The organism is Pseudomonas sihuiensis, assembly GCF_900106015.1.
Classification (GTDB): Bacteria; Pseudomonadota; Gammaproteobacteria; order Pseudomonadales; family Pseudomonadaceae; genus Aquipseudomonas; species Aquipseudomonas sihuiensis.
The window spans coordinates 3,499,667-3,524,559 of sequence record NZ_LT629797.1; the positions used below are offsets into that span (position 1 = coordinate 3,499,667).

The 24,893-nt window shown below is 63.2% G+C and carries 26 protein-coding genes and 1 pseudogene; 18 read left to right on the forward strand and 9 right to left on the reverse strand.

Features of this window, described 5'->3' with window-relative positions; all coding sequences use genetic code 11:
• Window positions 1-144: 144 nt before the first annotated feature.
• From BLT86_RS16530 to ntrC, 4 genes are all read left to right on the forward strand, one after another.
• Window positions 145-708, forward strand: coding sequence for a DUF4124 domain-containing protein (locus tag BLT86_RS16530; protein ID WP_092378197.1), 564 nt, complete (start codon window positions 145-147; stop codon window positions 706-708).
• A gap of 5 nt (window positions 709-713) precedes the next feature.
• The gene (locus BLT86_RS16535; protein WP_092378200.1) at window positions 714-1,328 is read left to right on the forward strand and encodes a DUF4124 domain-containing protein; all 615 of its coding nucleotides are present in this window, start codon (window positions 714-716) and stop codon (window positions 1,326-1,328) included.
• A 189-nt stretch (window positions 1,329-1,517) separates the two neighbouring features.
• Window positions 1,518-2,606, forward strand: coding sequence for a nitrogen regulation protein NR(II) (gene glnL / locus BLT86_RS16540; protein WP_092378204.1), 1,089 nt, complete (start codon window positions 1,518-1,520; stop codon window positions 2,604-2,606).
• Window positions 2,603-4,036 carry a nitrogen regulation protein NR(I) gene (gene ntrC, locus BLT86_RS16545; RefSeq protein ID WP_092378206.1) on the forward strand — a complete coding sequence of 478 codons (1,434 nt, stop codon included), beginning with the start codon at window positions 2,603-2,605 and terminating at the stop codon, window positions 4,034-4,036. Before glnL ends, ntrC begins: the two co-directional genes overlap by 4 nt.
• 92 nt (window positions 4,037-4,128) lie before the next feature.
• Here the strand turns inward: ntrC and BLT86_RS16550 are convergent, their stop codons facing one another.
• On the reverse strand, window positions 4,129-4,527 hold the full coding sequence (locus BLT86_RS16550) for an NINE protein (protein WP_092378209.1): 399 nt from the start codon (window positions 4,525-4,527) through the stop codon (window positions 4,129-4,131).
• Window positions 4,528-4,674: 147 nt separating this feature from the next.
• On the opposite strand from BLT86_RS16550, the gene BLT86_RS16555 reads away from it, so the two are divergent.
• Window positions 4,675-5,886 (forward strand): putative DNA modification/repair radical SAM protein, encoded by a 1,212-nt coding sequence (locus tag BLT86_RS16555; RefSeq protein ID WP_092378212.1) that lies wholly within the window; start codon window positions 4,675-4,677, stop codon window positions 5,884-5,886.
• The gene (locus BLT86_RS16560) at window positions 5,886-6,773 is read left to right on the forward strand and encodes a TIGR03915 family putative DNA repair protein (protein WP_092380440.1); all 888 of its coding nucleotides are present in this window, start codon (window positions 5,886-5,888) and stop codon (window positions 6,771-6,773) included. The genes BLT86_RS16555 and BLT86_RS16560 overlap by 1 nt, the downstream gene beginning before the upstream one ends.
• On the opposite strand, the gene BLT86_RS16565 is transcribed toward BLT86_RS16560, so the two are convergent.
• Complete coding sequence (locus tag BLT86_RS16565) at window positions 6,739-7,884, reverse strand: PilT/PilU family type 4a pilus ATPase (RefSeq protein WP_021490401.1); 1,146 nt, start codon at window positions 7,882-7,884, stop codon at window positions 6,739-6,741. The two genes, BLT86_RS16560 and BLT86_RS16565, sit on opposite strands and share 35 nt — an antisense overlap.
• 125 nt (window positions 7,885-8,009) lie before the next feature.
• Complete coding sequence (locus BLT86_RS16570; RefSeq protein WP_045735678.1) at window positions 8,010-9,044, reverse strand: type IV pilus twitching motility protein PilT; 1,035 nt, start codon at window positions 9,042-9,044, stop codon at window positions 8,010-8,012.
• 71 nt (window positions 9,045-9,115) lie between these two features.
• Here BLT86_RS16570 and BLT86_RS16575 point away from each other — a divergent pair, with 71 nt between their 5' ends.
• From BLT86_RS16575 to BLT86_RS16625, 11 genes are all read left to right on the forward strand, one after another.
• On the forward strand, window positions 9,116-9,808 hold the full coding sequence (locus tag BLT86_RS16575) for a YggS family pyridoxal phosphate-dependent enzyme (protein WP_092378216.1): 693 nt from the start codon (window positions 9,116-9,118) through the stop codon (window positions 9,806-9,808).
• Between the two features lie 17 nt (window positions 9,809-9,825).
• Entirely contained in the window at window positions 9,826-10,644 is an 819-nt protein-coding gene (gene proC, locus BLT86_RS16580) for a pyrroline-5-carboxylate reductase (RefSeq protein ID WP_075750338.1), read from the forward strand.
• Window positions 10,645-10,655: 11 nt separating this feature from the next.
• Complete coding sequence (locus BLT86_RS16585; RefSeq protein WP_017675837.1) at window positions 10,656-11,249, forward strand: YggT family protein; 594 nt, start codon at window positions 10,656-10,658, stop codon at window positions 11,247-11,249.
• Window positions 11,250-11,408: 159 nt separating this feature from the next.
• Window positions 11,409-11,699: a DUF167 domain-containing protein gene (locus tag BLT86_RS16590; protein ID WP_059392337.1), complete on the forward strand. Its 291-nt coding sequence runs from the start codon at window positions 11,409-11,411 to the stop codon at window positions 11,697-11,699.
• A 181-nt stretch (window positions 11,700-11,880) separates the two neighbouring features.
• The gene (locus BLT86_RS16595; RefSeq protein WP_092378219.1) at window positions 11,881-13,857 is read left to right on the forward strand and encodes a dynamin-like GTPase family protein; all 1,977 of its coding nucleotides are present in this window, start codon (window positions 11,881-11,883) and stop codon (window positions 13,855-13,857) included.
• 85 nt (window positions 13,858-13,942) lie between these two features.
• Window positions 13,943-15,082 (forward strand): homoserine O-succinyltransferase MetX, encoded by a 1,140-nt coding sequence (metX, locus tag BLT86_RS16600; RefSeq protein WP_092378223.1) that lies wholly within the window; start codon window positions 13,943-13,945, stop codon window positions 15,080-15,082.
• A gap of 2 nt (window positions 15,083-15,084) precedes the next feature.
• Window positions 15,085-15,705, forward strand: a complete 621-nt coding sequence (gene metW / locus BLT86_RS16605; RefSeq protein ID WP_026088470.1) for a methionine biosynthesis protein MetW — start codon at window positions 15,085-15,087, stop codon at window positions 15,703-15,705.
• A gap of 14 nt (window positions 15,706-15,719) precedes the next feature.
• Window positions 15,720-16,136, forward strand: coding sequence for a DUF4426 domain-containing protein (locus BLT86_RS16610; protein WP_092378226.1), 417 nt, complete (start codon window positions 15,720-15,722; stop codon window positions 16,134-16,136).
• Window positions 16,137-16,276: 140 nt separating this feature from the next.
• A complete protein-coding gene (gene rdgB, locus BLT86_RS16615) occupies window positions 16,277-16,873 on the forward strand; it encodes an RdgB/HAM1 family non-canonical purine NTP pyrophosphatase (protein ID WP_017675843.1) in 597 nt (198 codons plus the stop codon).
• Entirely contained in the window at window positions 16,870-18,030 is a 1,161-nt protein-coding gene (gene hemW, locus BLT86_RS16620) for a radical SAM family heme chaperone HemW (protein ID WP_092378229.1), read from the forward strand. Before rdgB ends, hemW begins: the two co-directional genes overlap by 4 nt.
• Window positions 18,031-18,128: 98 nt before the next feature.
• The gene (locus BLT86_RS16625) at window positions 18,129-18,452 is read left to right on the forward strand and encodes a DUF3392 domain-containing protein (protein WP_017675845.1); all 324 of its coding nucleotides are present in this window, start codon (window positions 18,129-18,131) and stop codon (window positions 18,450-18,452) included.
• Window positions 18,453-18,579: 127 nt separating this feature from the next.
• On the opposite strand, the gene BLT86_RS26460 is transcribed toward BLT86_RS16625, so the two are convergent.
• The 3 genes and pseudogenes from BLT86_RS26460 to BLT86_RS16635 form a co-directional block, all read right to left on the reverse strand.
• On the reverse strand, window positions 18,580-19,284 hold the full coding sequence (locus BLT86_RS26460) for a methyl-accepting chemotaxis protein (protein ID WP_370605167.1): 705 nt from the start codon (window positions 19,282-19,284) through the stop codon (window positions 18,580-18,582).
• A gap of 153 nt (window positions 19,285-19,437) precedes the next feature.
• Window positions 19,438-20,538, reverse strand: a pseudogene (locus tag BLT86_RS26465) (HAMP domain-containing protein); the annotation flags it as partial.
• A gap of 226 nt (window positions 20,539-20,764) precedes the next feature.
• Window positions 20,765-21,313, reverse strand: a complete 549-nt coding sequence (locus tag BLT86_RS16635) for a P-loop NTPase family protein (protein ID WP_092378236.1) — start codon at window positions 21,311-21,313, stop codon at window positions 20,765-20,767.
• Between BLT86_RS16635 and BLT86_RS16640 the strand changes: the two genes are divergently transcribed.
• Window positions 21,312-21,773 carry an N-acetyltransferase gene (locus BLT86_RS16640; protein ID WP_092378239.1) on the forward strand — a complete coding sequence of 154 codons (462 nt, stop codon included), beginning with the start codon at window positions 21,312-21,314 and terminating at the stop codon, window positions 21,771-21,773. The genes BLT86_RS16635 and BLT86_RS16640 overlap by 2 nt on opposite strands.
• 7 nt (window positions 21,774-21,780) lie before the next feature.
• Here BLT86_RS16640 and BLT86_RS16645 read toward each other — a convergent pair whose 3' ends face one another.
• From BLT86_RS16645 to BLT86_RS16655, 3 genes are all read right to left on the reverse strand, one after another.
• On the reverse strand, window positions 21,781-23,124 hold the full coding sequence (locus BLT86_RS16645) for a DUF1329 domain-containing protein (protein WP_092378242.1): 1,344 nt from the start codon (window positions 23,122-23,124) through the stop codon (window positions 21,781-21,783).
• Window positions 23,125-23,310: 186 nt separating this feature from the next.
• Complete coding sequence (gene trmB / locus BLT86_RS16650) at window positions 23,311-24,027, reverse strand: tRNA (guanosine(46)-N7)-methyltransferase TrmB (RefSeq protein WP_074679993.1); 717 nt, start codon at window positions 24,025-24,027, stop codon at window positions 23,311-23,313.
• Window positions 24,028-24,095: 68 nt separating this feature from the next.
• Window positions 24,096-24,890: a thiazole synthase gene (locus tag BLT86_RS16655; RefSeq protein WP_092378245.1), complete on the reverse strand. Its 795-nt coding sequence runs from the start codon at window positions 24,888-24,890 to the stop codon at window positions 24,096-24,098.
• Window positions 24,891-24,893 lie beyond the last annotated feature (3 nt).

Consider the following 24,893-nt stretch of genomic DNA (forward strand, 5'->3'; position numbering starts at 1 on the left):
CGCCAGGTTCGCGAGCAGAGCTCGCTCCTACGGCAGATCCGAGTCCACTTTTTGTAGGCAAACATCACAGCCATAGCGCCCTGCGCTTGCCAGGAACCGATAGCAGTGCAAGGCTTAGCGCATCACCCGCGGAAGGATCGGCCCATGCGCCCGTTACTCGCCTGCCTGCTGCTCGCCCTGGCCCTGCCGGCCAGTGCGCAGATCTACAAATACACCGACGCCAACGGCAACACGGTCTTCACCAATCAGCCTCCAGATGGCACGGCCGCCGAAAGCGTCAACCTGCCGCCAACCAATACGGTGGAGATGCAGACGCCGAGCATGCCGGCGAGCGACGACAACGCGCCAGCGCAGAGCGAAGCGCCCTACTCCGTACTGAGCCTCACCGGCATCCCTGACGACGAAGCCATGCGCGCCAACAACGGCACCTTCATCGTCGGCGTGAACATTCAGCCGCGCCTGCAGCCCGGCCACCAGCTACGCCTGATTCTCGATGGCGAGCCATACGGTCAGGCCAGCAACGTACCGAGCCTGCAACTGACCAACCTTGACCGTGGCGCACACAGCCTGGCGGTAGCAGTGGTGGCCGGCGAACGCATTATCCAGCAGAGCGCTACCGAAACCTTTACCGTGCAGCGCATCAGCGTCAACAGCCCTGCTCGCCCACCGGTCACGCCACCGCGCCCGACCCCAAGACCGACGAACTGACTACGATGCGTGCACTGCTGCTCTGCCTGCTGTTCATCACCCAAGCGGCTTTGGCTCAGGTCTATACCTACATCGACGCCGAAGGTAACCGCGTATTCACCGACAAACCACGCAACAGCAATGCCGAGCGGGTGATGCTCGCACCATCCAACAGCGTGGAGCTGAGCCAGCCCCCGTCTACGGTTCGCGTGACACCGCCTGCCGTCACCAAACCGACCGTGCATTACCAGGTACTGCGCATCCTTGTGCCGGAGCCGGACGCCTCGATCCATAACGGTTCCGGCGACATGATCGTTACCCTCACCAGCGAACCGGGCTTGCTGCCCGACCATAGCTACCGGCTGCTGCTCGACGGCGAACCTCAAGGCGAGATCAGCCGTAGCCCGGTCTTCTCCCTGAAGCACGTCGACCGCGGCACGCACCAACTGGTGGCAGAAATCATCGACTCCGCCGGCCTCATCGTCGAGCGCACGCCGGCACAGCCCTTCCACATGCACCGCATGAGCCTGGCGCAGAAGCGCAAGGTCAACCCGTGCAAGAAAGATGAATACGGCGTTCGCCCCGAGTGCCCGCTGAAAGACAAGCCCAAGGAAAAGGCCAGCATCCTTCCTTTCCTCTGAAAGCAGATTGCACCTTAATGGTGCAATCTGGCGCACCACCTCCTAAGCTCTCCCTGTTTTGGGTCGCTTTTCCCCGCCCGGCCTCGCCCCAGCACCACCAAAACCTGGCAGACCGCACAAATAATGCGTCTTTTCAGGGCCTTGGTTTGCTTCTTGCATTTTCCTGCCTATCGCCGGAACGCACTGCCTATGACCATCAACGACGCGCTGCACCGCCTGCTACTCGACAATCTGACCACCGCCACCCTGCTGCTCAACAGCCAGCTGTGCCTTGAGTACATGAACCCGGCGGCGGAAATGCTCCTGGCCGTCAGCGGCCAACGCAGCCACGGTCAGTTCATCAGCGAGCTGTTCACCGAATCGCCCGAGGCGCTGTCATCCTTGCGCCAGGCGGTGGAACAGGCGCACCCATTCAACAAGCGCGAAGCCGTATTGACCTCGGTCACCGGCCAGACGCTGACCGTGGACTACGCGGTAACACCGCTGTTCAGCATGGGCGAGACCCTGCTGCTGCTGGAAGTGCACCCGCGCGACCGCCTGCTGCGCATCACCAAGGAAGAGGCGCAGCTGTCCAAGCAGGAAACCACCAAACTGCTGGTGCGCGGCCTGGCCCACGAAATCAAGAATCCGCTCGGCGGCATTCGCGGTGCGGCGCAACTGCTGTCGCGCGAACTGCCCAACGAAGAGCTCAAGGACTACACCAACGTCATCATCGAAGAAGCCGACCGCTTGCGTAACCTGGTCGACCGCATGCTCGGCTCGAACAAGTTGCCGTCGCTGTCGATGACCAACGTGCACGAGGTGCTGGAGCGCGTCGCCAACCTGATCGAGGCGGAAAGCCAAGGCAGCATCACCTTGGTGCGCGACTACGACCCGAGCATTCCAGATCTGCTGATCGACCGTGAGCAGATGATCCAGGCCGTGCTCAATATCGTGCGCAACGCCATGCAGGCCATCGCCGGGCAGAAGCATGACATGGGCCTCGGGCGCATCAGCCTGCGTACCCGCACCCTGCGCCAGTTCACCATTGGCCATACGCGCCATCGCCTGGTGGTCAAGGTCGAGATCATCGACAACGGTCCCGGCATTCCGCCGGAACTGCAGGAAACCATCTTCTATCCCATGGTCAGCGGTCGTGCCGACGGCACCGGCCTGGGCCTGGCCATCACCCAGAACATCATCAGCCAGCACCAGGGGCTGATCGAGTGCGAGAGCTATCCCGGCCACACCGTATTCTCGATCTTCCTACCGCTGGAACAAGGAGCGCCCACGCCATGAGCCGCAGTGAAACCGTCTGGATTGTCGACGACGATCGTTCCATCCGCTGGGTACTGGAAAAGGCCCTGCAACAGGAAGGCATGACCACCCAGAGTTTCGACAGTGCCGACGGTGTACTCGCCCGCCTGACCCGCCAACAGCCGGACGTGATCATCTCCGACATCCGCATGCCCGGAGCCAGCGGCCTCGACCTGCTGGCACGCATCCGCGAGCTGTATCCACGCTTGCCGGTGATCATCATGACCGCGCATTCGGACCTGGACAGCGCAGTAGCCAGTTACCAGGGCGGCGCCTTCGAGTACCTGCCCAAGCCGTTCGACGTCGACGAGGCCGTTTCACTGGTCAAGCGCGCCTTCCAGCATGCTCAGGAACAGCAGAGCCTGGCCGTACCGGCGGCACAGGCGCGCACCCCTGAAATCATCGGTGAAGCACCGGCGATGCAGGAGGTGTTCCGTGCTATCGGCCGCTTGAGCCACTCCAATATCACCGTGCTGATCAACGGCGAATCCGGCACCGGTAAAGAACTGGTAGCGCATGCCCTGCATCGCCACAGCCCGCGGGCTGCCGCGCCCTTCATCGCGCTGAACATGGCGGCGATCCCCAAGGACCTGATGGAGTCCGAGCTGTTCGGCCACGAGAAAGGCGCCTTCACCGGCGCGGCCAACCAGCGCCGTGGCCGCTTCGAGCAAGCCGATGGCGGCACCCTGTTCCTCGACGAAATCGGCGACATGCCGGCCGACACCCAGACTCGTCTGCTGCGCGTGCTGGCCGATGGCGAGTTCTACCGCGTTGGCGGTCACACCCCGGTCAAGGTAGACGTGCGTATCATCGCCGCCACCCACCAGAACCTGGAAACCCTGGTGCAGGCCGGCAAGTTCCGCGAAGACCTGTTCCACCGTCTCAACGTCATTCGCATCCACATCCCGCGCCTGGCCGACCGCCGCGAGGATATCCCGACCTTGGCTCACCACTTCCTCGCCCGTGCCGCGCAGGAACTATCGGTCGAGCCGAAGCTGCTCAAGAGCGAAACCGAGGACTACCTCAAGCACCTGCCCTGGCCAGGCAACGTGCGCCAGTTGGAGAACACCTGCCGCTGGATCACCGTCATGGCCTCGGGTCGCGAAGTGCACGTCGACGACCTGCCGCCCGAGCTGCTGACCCAGCCGCAGGACGCCGCACCGGTGACCAACTGGGAGCAGGCGCTACGCCTGTGGGCCGACCAGGCCCTGGCGCGTGGCCAGTCCAACCTGCTCGACAGCGCTGTGCCGGCGTTCGAGCGCATCATGATCGAGACCGCGCTCAAGCACACCGCCGGCCGCCGCCGCGACGCCGCCTTGCTGCTGGGCTGGGGTCGTAACACCCTGACCCGCAAGATCAAGGAACTGGACATGAAGGTCGACGGCGGGGACGACGACGACAGCGACGACTGATCCCGCCAACGCTACGAAAAAGGGCATTCCGTGGGATGCCCTTTTCATTTTCCCCGGAGTGCATCCGGGCAACGGCGCTTGATTCCCCTGACTCAACCGCGCTGTGCGTTCTTGATCGAGATCTGCGTATTGAGCGTCCAGAAGTCATAGAGCACGCCGACCAGGAACAAACCGCCGGTGAACAGGTAGATGATCCCGGTGATCCACTTGCCCTGATACATGCGGTGCACGCCGAACACGCCGAGGAAGGTCAGCAGGATCCACGCCACGTTGTAGTCAGTATCACCTGCGGTAAAACGCAGGTCGGCCTCGCGATCCATCGCCGGGATCAGAAACAGGTCGATGATCCAACCGATGAAGAACAATCCCAGGGTGAAAAACCAGATGGTGCCTGTGACCGGCTTGCCATAGTAGAAGCGGTGGGAACCGAGAAAACCGAAGATCCACAGCAGGTAGCCGATCAGCTTGCTGTGCGTATCCTGTCGTTGCATGACGAACTCCTTGTGCGAGATGCAGCTATGACGCTGAGCGCCGAGTGAAGGTTTCATTTGCAATGAGGCAACGCAACACAACGAATGACTTGATAGCTGTACGACACCTATATACTGTATAAAAAAACAGTACAGATATGGCCTGCCATGCAACTGATTGAAAAGCTCACCATCCTCGCCGACGCCGCCAAGTATGACGCCTCCTGCGCCAGCAGCGGCGCACCAAAACGCAGCTCCAAGGGCAAGGACGGCATCGGTTCGACCAATGGCATGGGCATCTGCCACAGCTATACACCGGACGGGCGCTGCGTGGCGCTGCTGAAGGTCCTGCTGACCAACTTCTGCCTGTACGACTGCCAATACTGCATCAACCGTCGTTCCAGTGACGTACCTCGCGCGCGCTTTACCCCCGAGGAAGTAGTGACGCTGACACTGGACTTCTACAAGCGCAACTGCATCAGCGGCCTGTTCCTCAGCTCCGGCATCATCCGCTCGGCCGACTACACCATGGAGCAGTTGATTCGCGTCGCCAAGCTGCTGCGTCAGGAGCACCAGTTCCGCGGCTACATTCACCTCAAGACCATTCCCGATGCCGCACCGGAGTTGATCGCCGAAGCCGGCCTGTACGCTGACCGCCTCAGCGCCAATATCGAGCTGCCCACCGAAACCAGCCTGGTGCGCCTGGCACCGGAAAAGAACGTCGGCAGCATCCACCAGGCCATGCACAACATTAATCTCGGCGAGCGCGAGGCCCAGGAAGAACGTCGCGCGCCACGTTTCGCCCCAGCCGGACAAAGCACGCAGATGATCGTCGGCGCCGACGCCACCGATGACAGCACCATCCTGCACAACGCCCAGAGCCTGTATCACGACTACCGCCTGCGCCGCGTCTACTACTCGGCGTTCAGCCCGATTCCTCAAAGCCCGAAAACCGTTCCCTTCGAGGCGCCGCCGCTGCTGCGCGAGCATCGCCTGTACCAGGCCGACTTCCTCATGCGCGGCTACGGTTTCAGCGCCACGGAGCTGCTCGCCGGTCCCGGCAACCTGGCGCTGGACATCGACCCCAAGCTGGCCTGGGCCCTGGCCAACCGCGAGCAGTTTCCCGTCGATCTCAACCGCGCCGACGAATCACTGATCGCCCGCGTGCCCGGCATCGGTGTGCTCAGCGCACGACGCCTGGGCGCGCTGCGGCGGGAACGGCGTATCCGCTACGAAGACCTGACCCGCCTGCGCTGCGTACTGGAAAAGGCCAAGCCGTTTATCGTCACTCAGGACTACCGGCCACCGCGCGCCGAACACGAATCCGTGGTGCTGCGTCAGCAACTGCGCGACACCCCGGCACAGATGGCCTTGTGGTGATGCATAGCCTGCGCTTCGACGGCAGCTTCGCCACCTGGCGCCAGGCCGCACGCCACGCCTTGTTGCAAGGCCTGACCCCGCACCAGTTGCAATGGCTGGACGAGGAGGCGCCGCCCAGCCTGTTCGACCAACCCGCCGAACGCGCGCCGGAGCCCAATGGTCGCTTGCGCGTGTCCCCCGAACTGCTGGACTTGCTGGAGAGCGCCTCCCAGTACCGCGGCGATGAACGCTGGAGCCTGCTCTACCGCGTGCTCTGGCGCTTCGTGCAGGGTGAACGCAGCGCTGTGCTGGCCGGCGATCCGGACGGCAGCGAGCTGCATCGCCGGCTCAAGGCGGTGCGCCGCGAGGCGCATCACCTGCATGCCTTCGTGCGTTTCCAGCCATGCAAAATCCCTGACGCGCCGGACTTCGTCGCCTGGTTCGAACCCGCGCATGACATTCTCGCCTCGGCCAGCGGGCACTTCGCCGAACGCCTGGGCAAACACAGCTGGCTGATCGCCACGCCGCGTGACGGCGTGTACTGGGATGGCCAGCGCCTGCAGCACGAACGCCGCTGCCCGGCGCAATGGCAAGCCTGGGCGCAACAGCCCGAGGATGATGGCCAGGCGCTGTGGCGTGCCTATTACGGCAGCACCTTCAACCCGGCGCGACTCAACCGCACGGTGATGCAGCAACATCTGCCACTGAGATTCTGGAAGCACCTGCCGGAAGGCCCGCTGATTCCGCAACTGATGAGCGAAGCACGCGCCGGCGCACAGCGCGATGGCCAGGCATTGGTGCTGGCCGGCAGGAAGGGCAAACGCATCGCCCAGATAAACGAAGGGGACGCAGCGCGTCCCCCGTCAGGTAGCGTCAGCGGAAGCGACGCCCCGGATCTTCCTCGCTGACCTCCAGCGCCAAACCCTGGGCCATGCTGGTCAGGTGATCGCCATCGGTTTCCGAACCGAGCTTGATCATCAGGCGCAGGTCGTTGGCCGAGTCGGCGTAGAGCAGCGCATCTTCGTAGGTGATCTCGCCCTGGGTGTAGAGGTTGTACAGCGCCTGGTCGAAGGTCTGCATGCCCTGCTCGGTGGAGCGCTTCATCAGTCCCTTGAGCTCGTGCACCTCGCCCTTGCGGATCAGGTCGGCGGCCAGCGGGGTGTTGATCAGCACCTCGATCACTGCGCGGCGACCCTTGCCGTCCGGAGTTGGAATCAGTTGCTGAGCGACGATAGCCTTGAGGTTGAGCGACAGGTCCATCCACACCTGGTTTTGCCGGTCGGCCGGGAAGAAGTTGATGATGCGGTCCAGCGCCTGGTTGGCGTTGTTGGCGTGCAGAGTAGCCAGGCACAGGTGACCGGTTTCGGCGAAGGCCACGGCATGATCCATGGTCTCGCGGGTCCGCACCTCACCGATGAGGATCACGTCCGGCGCCTGACGCAGGGTGTTCTTCAGCGCCACTTCGAAGGACTCGGTGTCGATGCCCACTTCACGCTGGGTGACGATGCAACTCTGATGCTGGTGGATGTACTCGATCGGGTCTTCGATGGAGATGATATGGCCGCTGCTGTTCTTGTTGCGGTAGCCGATCATCGCCGCCAGCGAGGTGGACTTACCGGTACCGGTAGCCCCGACGAACAGCACCAGGCCGCGCTTGGTCAGCGCCAGCTTCTTGAGGATTTCCGGCAGCTTGAGGTCGTCGATGGTGGGGATATTGGTCTCGATCCGGCGCAGCACCATGCCCACCAGGTTGCGCTGGTAGAAGGCACTGACGCGGAAACGACCGATACCACGTGCACTGATGGCGAAGTTGCACTCATGGTTCTCGGCAAAGTCGCGGCGTTGTGCCTCGTTCATCACGCCCAATACGGTCTCGCGGGTCTGCTCCGGCGACATGGCGTTCTTGGTCACCGGCATGATCTTGCCATTGACCTTCATCGACGGCGGTACGCCAGCGGTGATGAACAGGTCGGAGCCGCCTTTTTCGACCATCAGGCGCAGTAGTTTCTCGAATTCCATCGTCGTTCTCGCAGCTTCGTGCAATGCCGTTCGGCAGCCGTCTGCCGAATCGTAGGAGCGAGCTCTGCTCGCGAACAGGGTGACGCCAAAAGCTTCGCGAGCAGCGCTCGCGCCTACACCAGTTCCTAGAAGTTTTCCGGGCTCTTGGCCTTCTCGCGCGCGCTGTCGCGGCTGACCAACCCCTTGGATACCAGTGTTTTGAGGCAGGCATCGAGGGTCTGCATGCCCAGCGCGCCACCGGTCTGGATCGATGAGTACATCTGCGCCACCTTGTCCTCGCGGATCAGGTTACGGATGGCCGGAGTGCCGATCATGATTTCGTGGGCGGCAACACGACCGCCGCCGATCTTCTTCAGCAGGGTCTGCGAGATCACCGCCTGCAGCGATTCCGACAGCATCGAACGCACCATCGACTTCTCCTCGGCCGGGAACACGTCGACCACCCGGTCGATGGTCTTGGCGGCGGAGGTGGTGTGCAGGGTGCCGAACACCAGGTGGCCGGTTTCCGCGGCGGTCAGCGCCAGGCGGATGGTTTCCAGGTCACGCATCTCGCCCACCAGGATGATGTCCGGGTCCTCACGCAGCGCCGAGCGCAGGGCTTCGGAGAAGCCATGGGTGTCGCGGTGCACCTCGCGCTGGTTGACCAGGCACTTCTTCGACTCGTGGACGAATTCGATGGGGTCTTCGATGGTGAGAATGTGGTGGTACTTGTTGCTGTTGAGGTAGTCGAGCATCGCCGCCAGGGTGGTCGACTTACCCGAACCGGTAGGGCCGGTAACCAGCACCAGGCCGCGCGGCACATCAGTGATCTTGCGGAACACCTCGCCCATGCCCAGGTCTTCCATGGTCAGCACCTTGGACGGAATGGTACGGAACACCGCACCGGCGCCGCGGTTCTGGTTGAAGGCGTTGACCCGGAAACGCGCTACACCCGGCACTTCGAAGGAGAAGTCGGTCTCGAGGAACTCTTCGAAGTCCTTGCGCTGCTTGTCATTCATGATGTCGTAGATCAGCGCGTGTACCTGCTTGTGATCCAGCGGCGGCAGGTTGATGCGGCGTACATCGCCGTCGACGCGGATCATCGGCGGCAGACCCGCCGAGAGGTGCAAATCCGACGCGCCTTGCTTGGCGCTGAAGGCGAGCAGCTCAGTGATATCCATGGGACTCCCCAATTACAAGCAAGCAGGTAGAATGCCGCAAACGCAACGGCCAGGCTTATAGAGCGCAGGTAATGTCCACGATAGCAGAGAATATTGCAAAGGTCGGAGCGCGCATCCGTGAGGCGGCGCAAGCCTCGCAGCGTAATTTGACGGATATCGGCCTGCTCGCGGTGAGCAAGACCAAACCGGCAGCGGCCATTCGTGAAGCTCATGCGGCTGGTTTGCGCGATTTTGGCGAGAACTACCTGCAGGAAGCGCTGGAAAAACAGACCGAACTGAGTGATCTGCCCTTGATCTGGCACTTCATCGGCCCCATTCAGTCGAACAAGACCCGGCCCATCGCCGAGCATTTCGACTGGGTACATTCGGTGGATCGCCTGAAAATCGCCCAACGCCTCTCCGAGCAGCGTCCTGCGCACCTGCCACCGCTGAATATCTGCCTGCAGGTCAACGTCAGCGCTGAGGACAGCAAATCCGGCTGCAGCCCAGAAGCGCTGCCAGAGCTGGCCAAGGCTGTAGCCGCCCTGCCCAACCTGCGCCTGCGGGGGCTGATGGCGATTCCCGAGCCTACCGACGATATCGCGGCGCAACATGCCGCCTTCGCCCACTTGCGCCAATTGCGTGATGACCTGGCGCTGGACCTCGATACCTTGTCCATGGGCATGAGCCATGACCTGGAGGCCGCCATCGCCGAAGGTGCCACCTGGGTGCGCATCGGCACCGCCCTGTTCGGCGCCCGCGATTACGGCCAGCCCACTCACTGAATGAAGGATTTTCTGCAATGAGCAACCCGACCATCGCCTTCGTCGGCGCCGGCAACATGGCCGCCAGCCTGATTGGCGGCCTGCGCGCCCAGGGCGTGGCAGCCAGCGCCATCCGCGCCAGCGAGCCCGGCAGCGAACAGCGCGCCCGCCTGCAACAGGAACACGGCATCGCCACCTTCGCGGATAACGGTGAAGCCATAAAAGGCGCCGACCTGATCGTGCTGGCGGTCAAACCACAGATCATGAAAGCGGTATGCCTGGATCTGGCGCCACACCTGGCTCCCAATCAGGTGATCATCTCCATCGCCGCCGGCATCAGCTGCGCCAGCCTGGAAAACTGGCTGGGCCAGCGCCCAGTCGTGCGTTGCATGCCCAACACGCCGGCGCTATTACGCCAAGGCGTTTCCGGCCTGTTCGCCAATGCCCGCGTCAGCGCCGCACAGAAAGCCCAGGCCGAACAGGTGCTGAGCGCCGTTGGCCTGGCTCTGTGGCTGGATGAAGAAGCTCAACTAGACGCCGTTACCGCCGTTTCTGGCAGCGGGCCGGCTTATTTCTTCCTTTTGATCGAAGCTATGACGGCGGCTGGCGAGCAGCTCGGCCTGCCACGCGAGACGGCTGCACGCCTGAGCATCCAGACTGCACTGGGCGCCGCACGCATGGCCAGCGAGAGTGATGTCGACGCCGCCGAACTGCGGCGCCGTGTGACCTCGCCGAACGGAACCACCGAAGCGGCGATCAAAACCTTTCAGGCCGGCGGCTTCGAAACGCTGGTACAACAGGCACTCAACGCCGCCGCCAATCGCTCGGCCGAACTGGCCGAACAACTGGGTCAATAAAGGAAGCACACATGTCCGGACTCATCGAAGCCCTGATCTACATCATTCAGACCCTCGGCAGCCTGTATCTGCTGATCGTCCTGCTGCGTTTCATCCTGCAGCTGGTACGCGCCGACTTCTACAACCCGCTGAGCCAGTTCATCGTCAAGGCCACACAGCCGCTGGTGACGCCCCTGCGGCGGATCATCCCCGGTTTCGCCGGGCTGGATCTGGCCTCGCTGGTGCTGGCCATCCTGGTGCAGCTGCTGCTGATGGTCATCACCCTGACGCTGATGGGCTACAACGTCGGCGGCTTCATCCTGCAACTTCTGGTGTGGTCACTGATCGGCGTGACCTCGCTGTTTCTCAAGGTGTTCTTCTTCGCCCTGATCATCAGCGTGATCCTGTCGTGGGTCGCCCCGGGCAGCTACAACCCCGGCGCGCAGCTGGTCAACCAGATCTGCGAACCACTGCTGGCGCCGTTCCGCAAGCTGCTGCCGAACCTCGGCGGCCTGGATATTTCGCCGATCTTCGCCTTCATCACCATCAATCTGATCGATCGCTTCGTCATTGGCGGCCTGGCTGCCTCCACTGGTCTACCGCCGATGCTCAGCCCCTTCCTCTGAGAGCCAGCTCAAAGGCTCGCGAGCTAGCGCTATGCAAGGCAAAAACAGGCGAGGAACGGTCGGAGTCGCGCTCGACTTTACGAATGATAAATGAGCATTCCGAGCCTGTTTTTAACGCAGCAAAGCCGACGCGCAGCAGACTTTGAGCAGGTTCTCAGGATGAGCTTCTACCGCTGGGATGGCGAGGCCCTGATCCTCGACTGTCACCTGCAGCCCAAGGCGAGCAAGGACGAGTTCGCCGGGCTGCAGGGTGATCGGTTGAAGATCCGCCTCACCGCCCCACCGCTCGAGGGCAAGGCCAACGCCCATCTGCAGGCCTTTCTGGCCAAGGCGTTCGGCGTGGCCAAGAGCCAGGTGAGCCTGGAAAGCGGCGAACTCAATCGACACAAGCGCCTGCGCATCCGCACGCCACGTAACCTGCCAGCGATTCCCGGCTTGCAGAACGCCTGATGACCATTCAGCCGCCATACCCGACCACAAGGCGGGACTGTACAAGCAGCCAATTGACGGCCGCCCTGTACCTCGCATAATGCAGGTTATTCTCGCGAATGCCGTGCGTCCTGGCGGCAACACCAACTGAACAGTCACGCAGCCCCAGCAAGTGGATGAACTTGCCGAGAGGAGAGCCAGGATGAGCATGGAACGTCTCAGCCAGCAGGTTGACGCCTACGTCGCCTGGAAACGCGAACTGATGCGCGAGATCACGCGTTATCGCAGCTGGCTGGAACACAATCGGCTCAACTCCGAGGCCGTTCAAGCCAAACTCGAACGCGCGCTGAAGATCCTGCGTACCGATCACATCACCCTGGCCTTCGTCGGCGAGTTCTCGCGCGGCAAGACCGAGCTGATCAACAGCCTGTTCTTCTCCGAATACGGCCAGCGCATGCTGCCTTCGCATGCCGGACGCACGACCATGTGCCCCACCGAGCTGTTCTTCGACCCGCGCTCGGAACGCCCCTACATTCGCCTGTTGCCCATAGAGACGCGCACGGCCTCAGCCAGCGTCGCACAGTTCAAGCGCATTCCCCGGCACTGGGTGAACATCCCACTGGATACCAGCGATCCGGCCAACATGGCGCTGGCTTTCAGCCAGGTGGCCAAAACCAAATCCATGCCGGTGGAACAGGCGATCCAGCTCGGCTTCCACCCGGACATGCTCGAAGGCACCGGCAAACGTGGCCAGGTACTGGTGCCGGCCTGGCGCCATGCGATGGTCAACTTCGACCACCCGCTGCTGCGCCAGGGCCTGCGCATTCTCGATACCCCCGGGCTCAACGCCCTAGGTAGCGAGCCGGAGCTGACCCTGTCGATGCTGCCCAATGCCCAGGCGATCATCTTCCTGCTGGCCGCCGATACCGGCGTCACCGCCAGCGACATGAGCATCTGGCAGCAGCACATCCGTCAGCTCGACGAAGACGCCCAGACCAGCCTGTTCGCCGTGCTGAACAAGATCGACGTACTGTGGGACGACCTGGCAGGCGAGACCTTCGTGCAGAACGCCATCGGCCAGATCCAGAGCGCCACCGCCAAGCAGTTGGGTATCGCCAAGCAGGACGTGCTGCCGCTGTCGGCCAAGCAGGCGCTGCTGGCCAAGGTGCGCAAGGACGAAGAATTGCTGGCACGCAGCCAGATGGCCGGTCTGAAAAACCTGCTATGCGAGCGCATCGTCGCGCAGAAGGAACGCCTGATCGAAGATAACGTGGTGCGTCAGGTCCTGGCGTTGGTGAACAACAGCCAACATGTGCTCAACCTGCGCCTGGAGAAAGTCAGTGAGCAGTTGGCCCTGCTCGGCAACCATCAGCAGGACAACGGCCAGCTGCTGTTCGAGCTGACCGCCAAGACCAAGGAAGACCACAGCCTGCACCACAAGCGCCTGCTCGGCCTGAAGACCAACCAGCGCCTGCTGCAGCGCCAGGGACAACTGCTGCGCCACGCCGCGCGCGCCGAACGCCTGGAGGAACACCTGAGCGAGGTGCGCCGCAATCTCACCGGCAGCTGGACCACCCTGGGCATCAACCAGGCCATCCTGCATTTCTTCCGCGCCGTCGAACAGGATCTGCACAACCTGCAGCACGAAGCCGACATGGCCAACAAGATGGTTGCAGCCATCTATCGTCGACACAACGAAGACAACCCGCTGGGCGGGGTCGACGCACCGCAGTTCAAGATCCAGCGTTATCTGCGCGAGCTGAAGAAACTGCAGGAAAAGGGCGACCAGTTCCGCCTGCACCTGAAGACCCTGCTCACCGAGCAGCGCAGCCTGACCCGACGCTTCTTCGCCACCCTGGCCCAGGAAGTGATCGGCCTGCACCAGCGCCTGCGCCTGGACGCCGAGCAATGGGCCGCCGATGCGCTGATGCCGCTGATGCAGCACACCCTGGAACACAAGCAGATGCTGGAAAGCCACATGCTGCGCCTCAAGGCGCTGGCCCAGGAAACCCAGCAGACGCGCAAACGCAGCCTGCAACTGGCGCGCTACCGGGAAGAGCTGGAACAGCAGCTGGCCCTGGCCAGCGACATGCTGCGCGTGCTGCGTCGTCCGGCACCGGTGCAGCGCCAGGGCAAGGTGGTCAGCCTGCCGACGGCGGCGCGCCCACGAAGCCTGTAGAGCGGAGCGGGCGCCCAGCTCGCTTGCCGCTCGGGTCGGTGCTCTTTAGACTGGCGCCCTCCTCCGATTCATTAGCAGCGCCTCAATGCCCACTGCATTTCCGCAAGATTCCGTCGGCCTGGTCAGTCCCCAGGTATTTCGCTTCAGCGAACCCCTGGCGCTGGCCTGCGGGCGCAGCCTGGCCGAGTACGAACTGGTCGTCGAAACCTATGGCGAACTGAACGCCGCACGCAGCAATGCGGTGCTGATCTGCCACGCCCTGTCCGGCCACCATCACGCCGCCGGCTATCACAGCCCGGATGATCGCAAGCCCGGCTGGTGGGACAGCTGCATCGGCCCCGGCAAGCCCATCGACACCAACAAGTTCTTCGTCGTCAGCCTCAACAACCTGGGCGGCTGCAACGGTTCCACCGGCCCGAGCAGCGCCAACCCGGTGACCGGCAAGCCCTACGGCGCGGACTTTCCGGTAATGACGGTCGAAGACTGGGTGCACAGTCAGGCACGTCTGGCCGATGTGCTCGGCATTGCCCAGTGGGCGGCGGTGATCGGCGGCAGTCTCGGCGGTATGCAGGCCATGCAGTGGACCATCAGCTACCCCGAGCGTGTGCGTCACTGCCTGGCGATTGCCTCGGCGCCCAAGCTGTCGGCGCAGAACATCGCCTTCAACGAGGTGGCGCGCCAGGCGATCCTTACCGATCCGGAATTCCACGGCGGACACTTCCAGGAACAAGGTGTGATCCCCAAGCGCGGGCTGATGCTGGCGCGCATGGTCGGCCATATCACCTACCTGTCCGACGACGCCATGGGCGAGAAATTCGGCCGCGGTCTGAAGAGCGAGAAACTCAACTACGACTTCCACAGCGTCGAGTTCCAGGTGGAAAGCTACCTGCGCTATCAGGGCGAGGAATTCTCCGGCCGTTTCGACGCCAACACCTATCTGCTGATGACCAAGGCACTGGACTACTTCGACCCTGCCGCTGCGCACGACGGCGATCTGGCCAAGACCCTGGCCGTGGCCAAGGCGGACTTCTGCGTGATGTCCTTCACCACCGACTGGCGCTTCTCCCCCGCCCGCTCGCGGGAGATCGTCGACGCCCTGACGGCGGCGAAGAAGAACGTCTGCTACCTGGAAATCGACGCACCGCAGGGCCATGACGCCTTCCTCATGCCGATCCCGCGTTATTTGCAGGCGTTCGACAGCTACATGAAGCGAATCGAGGTATGAGCATGCGAGCGGATCTGGACATCATCCAGGAATGGATCGCCCCGGGCAGCCGTGTGCTCGACCTGGGCTGCGGCGACGGCGAGCTGCTCGCCTGGCTGCGCGACAACAAGCAGGTGGCCGGCTACGGCCTGGAGATCGACCCGGACAAGATCGCCCTGTGCATCGAGCGCGGCGTCAACGTCATCGAGCAGAACCTCGATCTCGGTCTAGGCAACTTCGCCAGCAACAGCTTCGACGTGGTGGTCATGACCCAGTCGCTGCAAGCGCTACACTACCCGGACAAGGTGCTGGCCGAAATGCTGCGGGTCGGCAAGACCTGCATCATCACCTTCCCCAACTTCGGCCACTGGCGCTGCCGCTGGTACCTGACGACTAAAGGTCGCATGCCGGTGTCGGACTTCCTGCCCTATACCTGGTACAACACCCCGAATATCCACTTCTGCACCTTCGAGGACTTCGAGCGTCTCTGTCACGCCCAGGGTGCCCGTGTGGAAGAACGCCTGGCAGTGGACCGTGACCACCGCCATGGCCTGGCAAGCCGCATCTGGCCCAACCTGCTGGGCGAGATCGGCATCTACCGCATCAGCGGCGCGGACCTCTCCGCCCACCGCGTTGCGGTCTGAACGAGGAGAACATCATGCGCCGCATCATCCCCTTCCTGATCGCCCTGTGCCTGGCCCTGCCGGCCGCCGCCGAGCGCAAGCAGAGCTTCGGCGACCTCGACGTGCACTACAGCGTGTTCAACTCCAGCTTCCTGCAGCCGGACATCGCCAGCGCCGCCGGCCTGGTGCGCAGCAAGACTCAGGGCGTGGTCAACATCGCCGTGCTCAAGGCCAGCAAGGCCAGCACCGCGCAGGTCAGCGGCCAGGTGAAGAACCTGCTGGGGCAGAGCACCGCGTTGACCTTCAGGCAGGTCACCGAGAGCGGCGCCATCTATTACCTGGCACAGTTCCCCTTCTCCAGCCGCGAGATTCTCAGCTTCAGCCTCGATGTGCGCCAGGGCGATAACACGCACCGCATCACCTTCAACCAGGAAATGTTCCCGGATGACTGATGCTGAAGGCGCTGCCAGCATCTTTGCGTAGGAGCCCCGCCCCAGGGCGAAGCTTTCAGGGCGCTGCCGTCCTGGTTCGCGGCGGGGCGCCGCTCCTACAGGTTCTGTAATTCAACGTTCAACTGACAGGCAATATCCGCATGATCGACCTCAAGGAACTGGTACTGGCCAGCCATAACGCCGGCAAGCTCAAAGAGTTGCAGGCCATGCTTGGCGATGCAGTACGCGTGCGCTCGATCGGCGAGTTCTCCAGCGTCGAGCCGGAAGAGACCGGCCTGTCGTTCGTCGAGAATGCCATCCTCAAAGCACGCAACGCCGCGCGCATCTCCGGCCTGCCGGCGCTGGCAGACGACTCCGGTCTGGCGGTAGATTTCCTCGGCGGCGCGCCCGGCATCTACTCGGCGCGCTATGCCGATGGCCAGGGCGACGCAGCGAACAACGCCAAGCTGCTCGCTGCCCTGAAAGACGTGCCGGACGCCGAGCGCGGCGCCCAGTTCGTCTGCGCCCTGGCCCTGGTGAGGCACGCCGACGATCCGCTACCGATCCTCTGTGAAGGCCTGTGGCACGGCAGCATCCTGCACGAAGCCCGTGGCGAGCAAGGCTTCGGCTACGACCCGCTGTTCTGGGTGCCGGAAACCAGCTGCTCCAGTGCCGAGCTGCCCGCCGAGCAGAAGAATCGCCTTAGCCACCGCGCCCGCGCCATGGCCCTGCTCAAGCAGCGCCTGGGGCTGGCATGAGCGACACCTCTGGCGGGAGTTTCCTGCTCCCGCCCCTCGCGCTCTATATCCACATCCCGTGGTGCGTGCGCAAATGCCCTTACTGCGACTTCAACTCCCATGCTGCCGGGCCGACGCTGCCTGAAGAGGAATACGTCGACGCGCTGCTCGCCGACCTCGATATCGACGTTCAGCACGCCCATGACCGGCCACTGAGCTCGATTTTCTTCGGCGGCGGCACGCCCAGTCTGTTCTCCGACCGCGCCCTGGGCCGTCTGCTGGAAGGCGTCGAGCGGCGCATCGCCTTCGCGCCAGACATCGAGATCACCCTAGAAGCCAACCCCGGCACCTTCGAGCAGGCCAAGTTCAAGGGCTACCGAAGCCTCGGCATCAACCGTCTGTCCATCGGCGTGCAGAGTTTCCAAGAAGCCAAGCTCAAGGCGCTGGGGCGCATCCACAATGGCGACGAAGCCATCCGTGCCGCCGATATGGCGCGTGCTGCCGGCTTCGACAACTTCAACCTCGATCTGATGCACGGCCTGCCGCAGCAGAGCATCGAAGACGCCCTGTTCGACCTGCGCACCGCCATCGCCCAGGCCCCCACGCACCTGTCCTGGTACCAGCTGACCATGGAGCCGAACACGGTGTTCTGGAGCCAGCCGCCCGAGCTGCCCGAGGACGATCTGCTGTGGGACATTCAGGAAGCCGGCCAGGCGCTGCTCGCCGCCGAGGGCTACGCGCAGTACGAGGTGTCCGCCTACGCCCAGCCCGGCAAACAGGCGCGGCACAACCTCAACTACTGGACCTTCGGCGACTTTCTCGGCATCGGTGCTGGCGCCCACGCCAAGCTGAGCACCCCCGCAGGGCGCATCCAGCGCACCTGGAAAACCCGCCTGCCGAAGGACTACCTCGACCCGGCCAAGGCATTCCAGGCCGGCGAACGCCTGCTGGCAGCCGACGAGTTGCCCTTCGAATTTCTGATGAACGTGCTGCGCCTGACCGAAGGCTCGCCAGCCGAGCTGTTCAGCCAGCGCACCGGCCTGCCGTTGCAGCAACTCGAACAGGCGCGCCGCGAAGCCGAACGCCAGGGCCTGCTGCAAGCCGATGAAACTCGACTGGTCGCCACGGCCAAGGGCCAGCTGTTTCTCAATGATCTGCTGCAGCAGTTCCTGGCCTAGTTCACCCACAGCGCCACGACAATCCGTTAGGCTTAGGCGCTTCGCTCGCGCAGCCCTGATGCCGCTGCGCTGACCGTTACGCCTGCCAAGGAGCCTGAATGGATCTGCTACTGGACCTGATCGTCACCCTCTCGCGCTGGAGCCGCAGCCACCTCGGCGATATCTCCCTGGCCATCATGGCCACCCTGCTGGTGCTGTTCGGCCCAGCCATCAACGCCTGGGTTCAACGCACCATCGGCAACCTCAATTTCGTCCTGCGTACTCTGCTGTTCGTGGTGTTCTGCGCGGTCGGCTACGGCCTGGCGATCGTCTTCCTCACACCCTGGCTGGCCAAGGGCCTGGCGCACTTCAACAACTACACACTGGCGCCGGTGCTGATCCTGATCTTCGTGGTGATCGGCATATTGGCCGACAGGAACTAGGGTGACCGCGGAGCGCCATTGCAGTTGCGGCAAGAAGAACTGATTTCCCTTGTAGGAGCGGTGTCAGCCATGGACATTGGCTTTCGCGGCTGAAGCCGCTCCTACGGCGAGGGGCGAACCGCTGTTTCTACAGCACGAACTTGGACACTTCGCTACCGATCTGCCGGCCTAGCGCCTGCAGGTTGGAGGCAGCTGCCGAGGCGGCATGGCTGCTCTGCGACATCTGATCGCCCATGGCGCGGATGTTCTCGGTGTTGCGGTTGACCTCCACGGTGACACAGGCCTGCTCTTCCGCCGCCGAGGCGATCTGCGCAGCCATGTCGTTGATCTGCCCGACCGCATCGGTGATCTGCTGCAACAGGTCACTGGCCGCCTGGGCATCAGTCACACTCTGCGAAGCCTTGGCAGCCGCGTTGTCCATCACCCCGACGGCCTGGCGAGTGGCGTCCTGCAGCACCTGGATCATCGCCTCGATCTCGCGGGTGGACTCATGGGTGCGCTTGGACAGCACGCGCACCTCATCGGCCACCACCGAAAAACCACGACCGTGCTCGCCGGCACGCGCCGCCTCGATGGCCGCGTTTAGGGCCAGCAGGTTGGTCTGGTCAGCGATACTGGCGATGGTGGAGAGAATCGAGCTGATCTCGTTGGAGTGGCGGTGCAATTCATCGATGATGCGCCCGGCCCCTTCGACTTCTTCAGCCAGCAGGGCGATGGACTGCTGGCTGCGCTCCACCTGGCGGCGCCCTTCCACACTCAGGCTGACCGAATCCACGGCCTGGCCGGAGGCGGTCTCGGCATTGTGCGAGATTTCCTGTGTGGCGGAAGCCATCTGCGTCACCGCAGTGGCCACCAGGTGCAGCTCGGACTGGTGCTGCTGCACGTGCTGGTTCTGCGCTTCAGCATCCTGCGCGACCTGTCCGGACTCGTTGCTCAGCGCCACGGCAACCTCGCGCAGACGGGAGATGATGCCGTGCAGTTGCTCGATGAAGCGGTTGAAGCTGCTCGATAGCTGGCCAATCTCGTCATTGGAGTTGACCGGCAGGCGCTGGGTCAGGTCACCATTGCCTTCGGCGATGGCGTTGAGGTTGTGACGGATCTGCTCGAGATCACGGAACAGCACACGGCCCAGCAGAGCCAGCACCAGAATGGCGACGGCCAGCATGCCGATACCGATGATCAACTGCACAGCGAGCTGCTTACGCACCGGCGCGAGTACTTTTGCCTCATCCATGACCATCACGAAAGTCCACCGGGTATTGGGGATCTCGACGGCGTACAGCAGGCTATCGGTGCCCGCCACCTCAGCCTGAGTGAGACGACGCTGCTGCACCAGGGCCTTGAGCTGCTCGTCAGCCAGCGCTGGCGAAAAGTCGGCGGCCGACTTGGTGCGCCACTCCTTGTCGGGGTGCGCGATCATCTGCCCGCTCTGGTCGATCAACAGCGCGTAGCCTTCGCCAGGGATGCTCAACTTGCCGATGGTCTCGGTCAACGTATCGAGCGTCAGGTTGGCGCCGACCACGCCAATCAGCGTGCCGTTACGGCGTGCCGGGTAGGCGATGGTCACCACGTAGGCGCCATCGGTGAGCGATACGTAAGGGTCGCTGATGAACACATCGTTGTTCTTCTCGGCGCCCTGATACCAGCCGCGCTGGCGCGGATCGTAGTTCTGCAGGATCACCGTCGGGTCATTCTGCAGCATCTGTCCGTCGACGGTGCCGATGTAGGTGATATTGAAGGCGAAGGTCGCCCAGGTCTGCTGCAGCAGAATGTGTGGGGCGATCTGCGGCTGCTGCACCAGGCTGCCCGCAGTAGTCTTCACGGCGTTGATGCGGTCGTGCATCCAGTTGCCCAGGTTGACCGATATCGACTGGGCGAAGCCATCGATATCCCGCCGCAGGGTGTCATTGACGGTCCGGTCCAGGGAAGAAACGCTCTGCCAGATCAGCACAATGCTGACCAGTGATAACAGCGCCGCCGCCGTCAGGGTGATTTTCAGGCGCAGCGGCCAATCCTTGATATTCATGCACAGGACTCCATCGATGTCAGGCTCGAGCAGACACCTGTCGTTGAAAGCCAGATCCATGAGCAAGCGACGCAGCGCGGAAGAACGAGCCCCTCGCAGAGCGTTATCACCGGGATCTGGAAGCGGTTATGGGTTGCCCGGGAACCTGGCTGGTCCTGACGGGCACACGCAGGTAATAAGCGACCGCACGACGGGAAACGTGAAGCCGAAAACGTGCAAAATCGCTTAAAAGCACTGAGCTAGAGGGGTGACTTACCTACGGCGTTGGATCTACTGAGCACCTCGCTCAGGACTGCAGCCAGCTCAGCACGCGCTCAGCCAATTGTTCGGGCGTGTGCCGGGTGGAGTCCAGCCGCAGCAGCGGGCAGCCCAGATGGCGGGCCATCCAGGTTTCGTGCATAAGCAGGCTGCGTGTGTGCAGGTCCCCCTGCTCGTAGCCGGCGGCCCATTGCAGGAAAGCCAGGCTCTGCCCGTGCATGTCACCTCCTGGCAGAATGCGTTCAGCGTAGCGCTGCGCTTCACGCTGCCGCAGTCGGCGCATGCGCTCCCGGTCGTCCAGGCGCAAGAACAGGGCATGGCTGAACGACGGGATCAACGCCTCGCCCCAGCTGCACAGCGAACCACTGAGCACCCAGCTGGGCGCCTGAGCGCTACGCTCGCGGATCAGCCTGACACGCTCCTCGGGCGGCCGCTTGTGCAGATAGGGCGGCTCGCTCGGCAGCCAGTAGAAGTCGTCGGTATCCAGATGCAGCCAGCCGTTGCGCTCGGCCAGCGTGCGGGCCAGCGTGCCGGTGCCCGAACCGGATGCCCCGAAGATATGTAACCGAACCTCCATGGATGTCCCTCTCCTCGAACAGGATTTCATCATGATTCGCCCCTACCATCCCACAGACAGCGACGCGCTACTCGACCTCTGGCTGAGAGCTTCCATTCTGGCCCACGACTTCGTGCCGGAGACGTTCTGGTACGAGCAGTTACCCGCCATGCGCGAGCTTTATCTGCCGCAGGCCGAAACCCTGGTGCTGGAGGAACAGGGTCGAGTGCTCGGCTTCGCATCGCTGCATGGACAGCGCCTGGCTGCGCTGTTCGTCAGCCCGGACGCACAAGGCCGCGGTCTGGGTAGTCAGCTACTGGACGAAGCCAAACGCAGGCGCAACCGCCTGGAACTCGGCGTCTACCGCGCCAACACCCGGGCAGTGGCCTTCTACCGGGCAGGCGGGTTCGTGACGCTGGACGAGACGCGCGACCCGCACACCGGCCAGCCGGAGCTGACGATGCGCTGGTCGCGCCAGTGAGGACGGTTCAGTTACCTTCGCGGCGCAGCGCCTGCGGGGTGAAGTCGCGCGGGCTCAGTCGGGCGTTGAAGTCGTACATCTTCTCGTTGTTATCCAGGCCGTCAGCGAAGTAGCGGCCACCCTTGAGGTCGTAAATGGTCTCCAGGGTCGAGCCGAACATCGGCACGTCGTAGTAGCTGATCGGGTGGGCTTCCTGCAGACCGATCAGGTTGCCATTGCGGTCATACAGGTCGACGGCGAGGATCTGCCAGCTGTCCTCATCCAGATAGAAGCGGCGTTTGCCGTAGGGATGGCTGAAGCCGGTACGCAGATCCGCCTCGACCACCCAGACGCGGTGCAGCTCGTAACGCAACAGCTCGGGGTTGACGTGCTTGGCCTGCAGGATATCGGCATAGGGAATGCCGCGCTGGTGCACGGCATAGCTGTTGTAGGGCACCAGCATCTCGCGCTTGCCCAACAACTGCCACTCGTAGCGATCCGGCGCGCCATTGTAGGAGTCCACCTGGTCGGCGGTGGCCATGCCGTTGGTGTCCGGCTGCAGGGTGTCGTAGGCCAGCATCGGCAGACGGCGGACGCGGCGCTCGCCACGGTTGAAGCGCCAGGCCTTGCGGATCGCCAGCACCTGGTCGAGGGTTTCCTGCACCACCAGCGCCGATCCGGCCAGCTTGGCCGGGGCCACGACCTTGTACTTGTAGTGGAACAGGGTGTTGTCCAGATCCTGCGGGGCGACGCCGTCACGACCGTAGACGAAGTAGATGTCGCGCTCGAGCTTGAGCAGGTTGTAACTACCGTTGCTGAGCACCGCCGCCTGATTGGTGACCATGCTGATCTGGTCGCCACGGTAACGCATGACGTGGTTCCAGATCGCCTCCTGGCCGTTCGCCGGCAGCGGGAAGGGTACGCCGGAAGCTGCTCCCTGAACGCCATTACCACCGGAAATCAGCTCGGCATTCAGTGCGTTGAAACGCGTCGCGTCGTAGATGCGTTGCGGCGCGGCTGCACTGCGACGGGTCGGGAACACGCGCAAATAGAAGCTGGGGTTTTGCTGCAGCAGGGTCTTGAGGCCGACCGGCAGCTGTTGTTCGTACTGCGCCAGGTTCTGGCTGTCGACCCGGTACAGCAGTTTGTCGTCAGCGAAGGGATCAGGGTGATGCATGCCCGGCTGGTAGTTGGCCGGCGGCGTAGCCTGGCCGCCCGTCCAGGCAGGGATAGTGCCGCTGGCATTACCGGCACGCTCGCCGCCAAGCGGCGTCAGGTCCTGACCCAGGCGCGCGGCCTGGCTGGCATCGACCTTGGCCTGGGCCTGAAACGCCAGGGCAGTCAGCAGAAAAAGGGAAACCGATCTCAACACAATGCTCTCCTCGCGGCGCCCTGCAAGCGGTGCCGCTATTGTCCGCGCCCCTTGTAGGTGCGCTTGTCTTTGTTGTGTTTGCGGTGAGGCGCCGTCCTGGCTGTCGGGTTATCCCGATCTAATCGTGCATCCTGCCGGTTCTGATGGAACGTTTGCGATCCCTGACGACAGGGATCGCTGGGTGAATCATTCCTGACGCTGGAACTTCAGATCCCACACGCCATGGCCGAGACGCTCGCCACGACGCTCAAACTTGGTCACCGGGCGCTCCTCGGGGCGCGGCACGTAGGTGCCATCGGCCGCCAGGTTGCGATAGCCCGGCGCTGCATTCATCACCTCGAGCATGTGCTCGGCGTAATTTTCCCAGTCGGTGGCCATGTGCAGAACGCCGCCGACCTTCAGCTTGCTGCGCACCAGCTCGGCGAAAGCCGGCTGGACGATACGGCGCTTGTGGTGACGCGACTTGTGCCAGGGATCGGGGAAGAACAGCAGCACGCGATCGAGGCTGGCATCGGCCACGCAGTCGCGCAGCACTTCCAGCGCATCGCAGCTGTACACGCGAATATTGCTCAGGTTCTGCACCATCGCGCCGCTCAACAACGCACCGACGCCAGGCTTGTGCACCTCGACACCGATGAAATCCTGCCCGGGTGCTGCAGCAGCCATCTCCAGAGTGGAATGGCCCATGCCGAAGCCGATCTCGAAGGTACGCGGCGCGCTGCGACCGAACACCTGGTCGAAGTCGCGCAGGCCATCTTCCAGCTCCAGGCCGAACAGCGGCCAGCCCTTGTCGATGCCACGCTGCTGGCCTTCGGTCATGCGTCCGGCGCGCATCACGAAGCTCTTGATGGTACGGCGCTGGCGACCGTCTTCGGTCAGTTCGGGCTGCTGGGTATCGGTCATGCTGGGCTCTTGTAGATTGCGTTACGACTTGGCTCGCCGTCGGACCGGCACGCAGCAAATCGTCATCCTTAATTGATCAGGCCAGTCAGCGGCGACGAGGCGCTGGCATAGAGTTTCTTCGGCATGCGACCGGCCAGGTAGGCCAGGCGCCCGGCCTCGACAGCATGCTGCATGGCACGGGCCATGAGCACCGGATTCTGCGCTTCGGCAATGGCGCTGTTCATCAGCACGGCCTCGCAGCCCAGTTCCATGGCGATGGTGGCGTCGGAGGCAGTGCCCATGCCGGCATCAACCAACACCGGCACCTTCGACTCTTCGAGGATGATGCGCAGGTTGTAGGGGTTACAGATGCCCAGGCCGGAGCCGATCAGGCCGGCCAGCGGCATCACCGCGATGCAGCCGATCTCGGCCAGCTGACGGGCGATGATCGGGTCGTCGCTGGTGTAAACCATCACGTCGAAACCGTCCTTGACCAGCACTTCGGCGGCCTTGATGGTCTCGATGACGTTGGGGAACAGGGTTTTCTGGTCAGCCAGCACTTCCAGCTTGACCAGGTTGTGCCCATCGAGCAGTTCGCGGGCCAGGCGGCAGGTGCGCACGGCCTCGACCGCATCGTAGCAACCGGCAGTGTTGGGCAGAATGGTGTATTTGTCCGGGCTGATCACGTCGAGCAGGTTCGGCTCACCGGGGTTCTGGCCGATGTTGGTACGGCGCACCGCCACGGTGACGATCTCGGCGCCGGAGGCGGCGATGGCGTCACGGGTTTCGTCCATATCCTTGTACTTGCCGGTACCGACCAGCAGGCGCGACTGGAACGTACGACCGGCCAGGGTGAAGGGCTTGTCGCTGCGAACTTGGCTCATGGA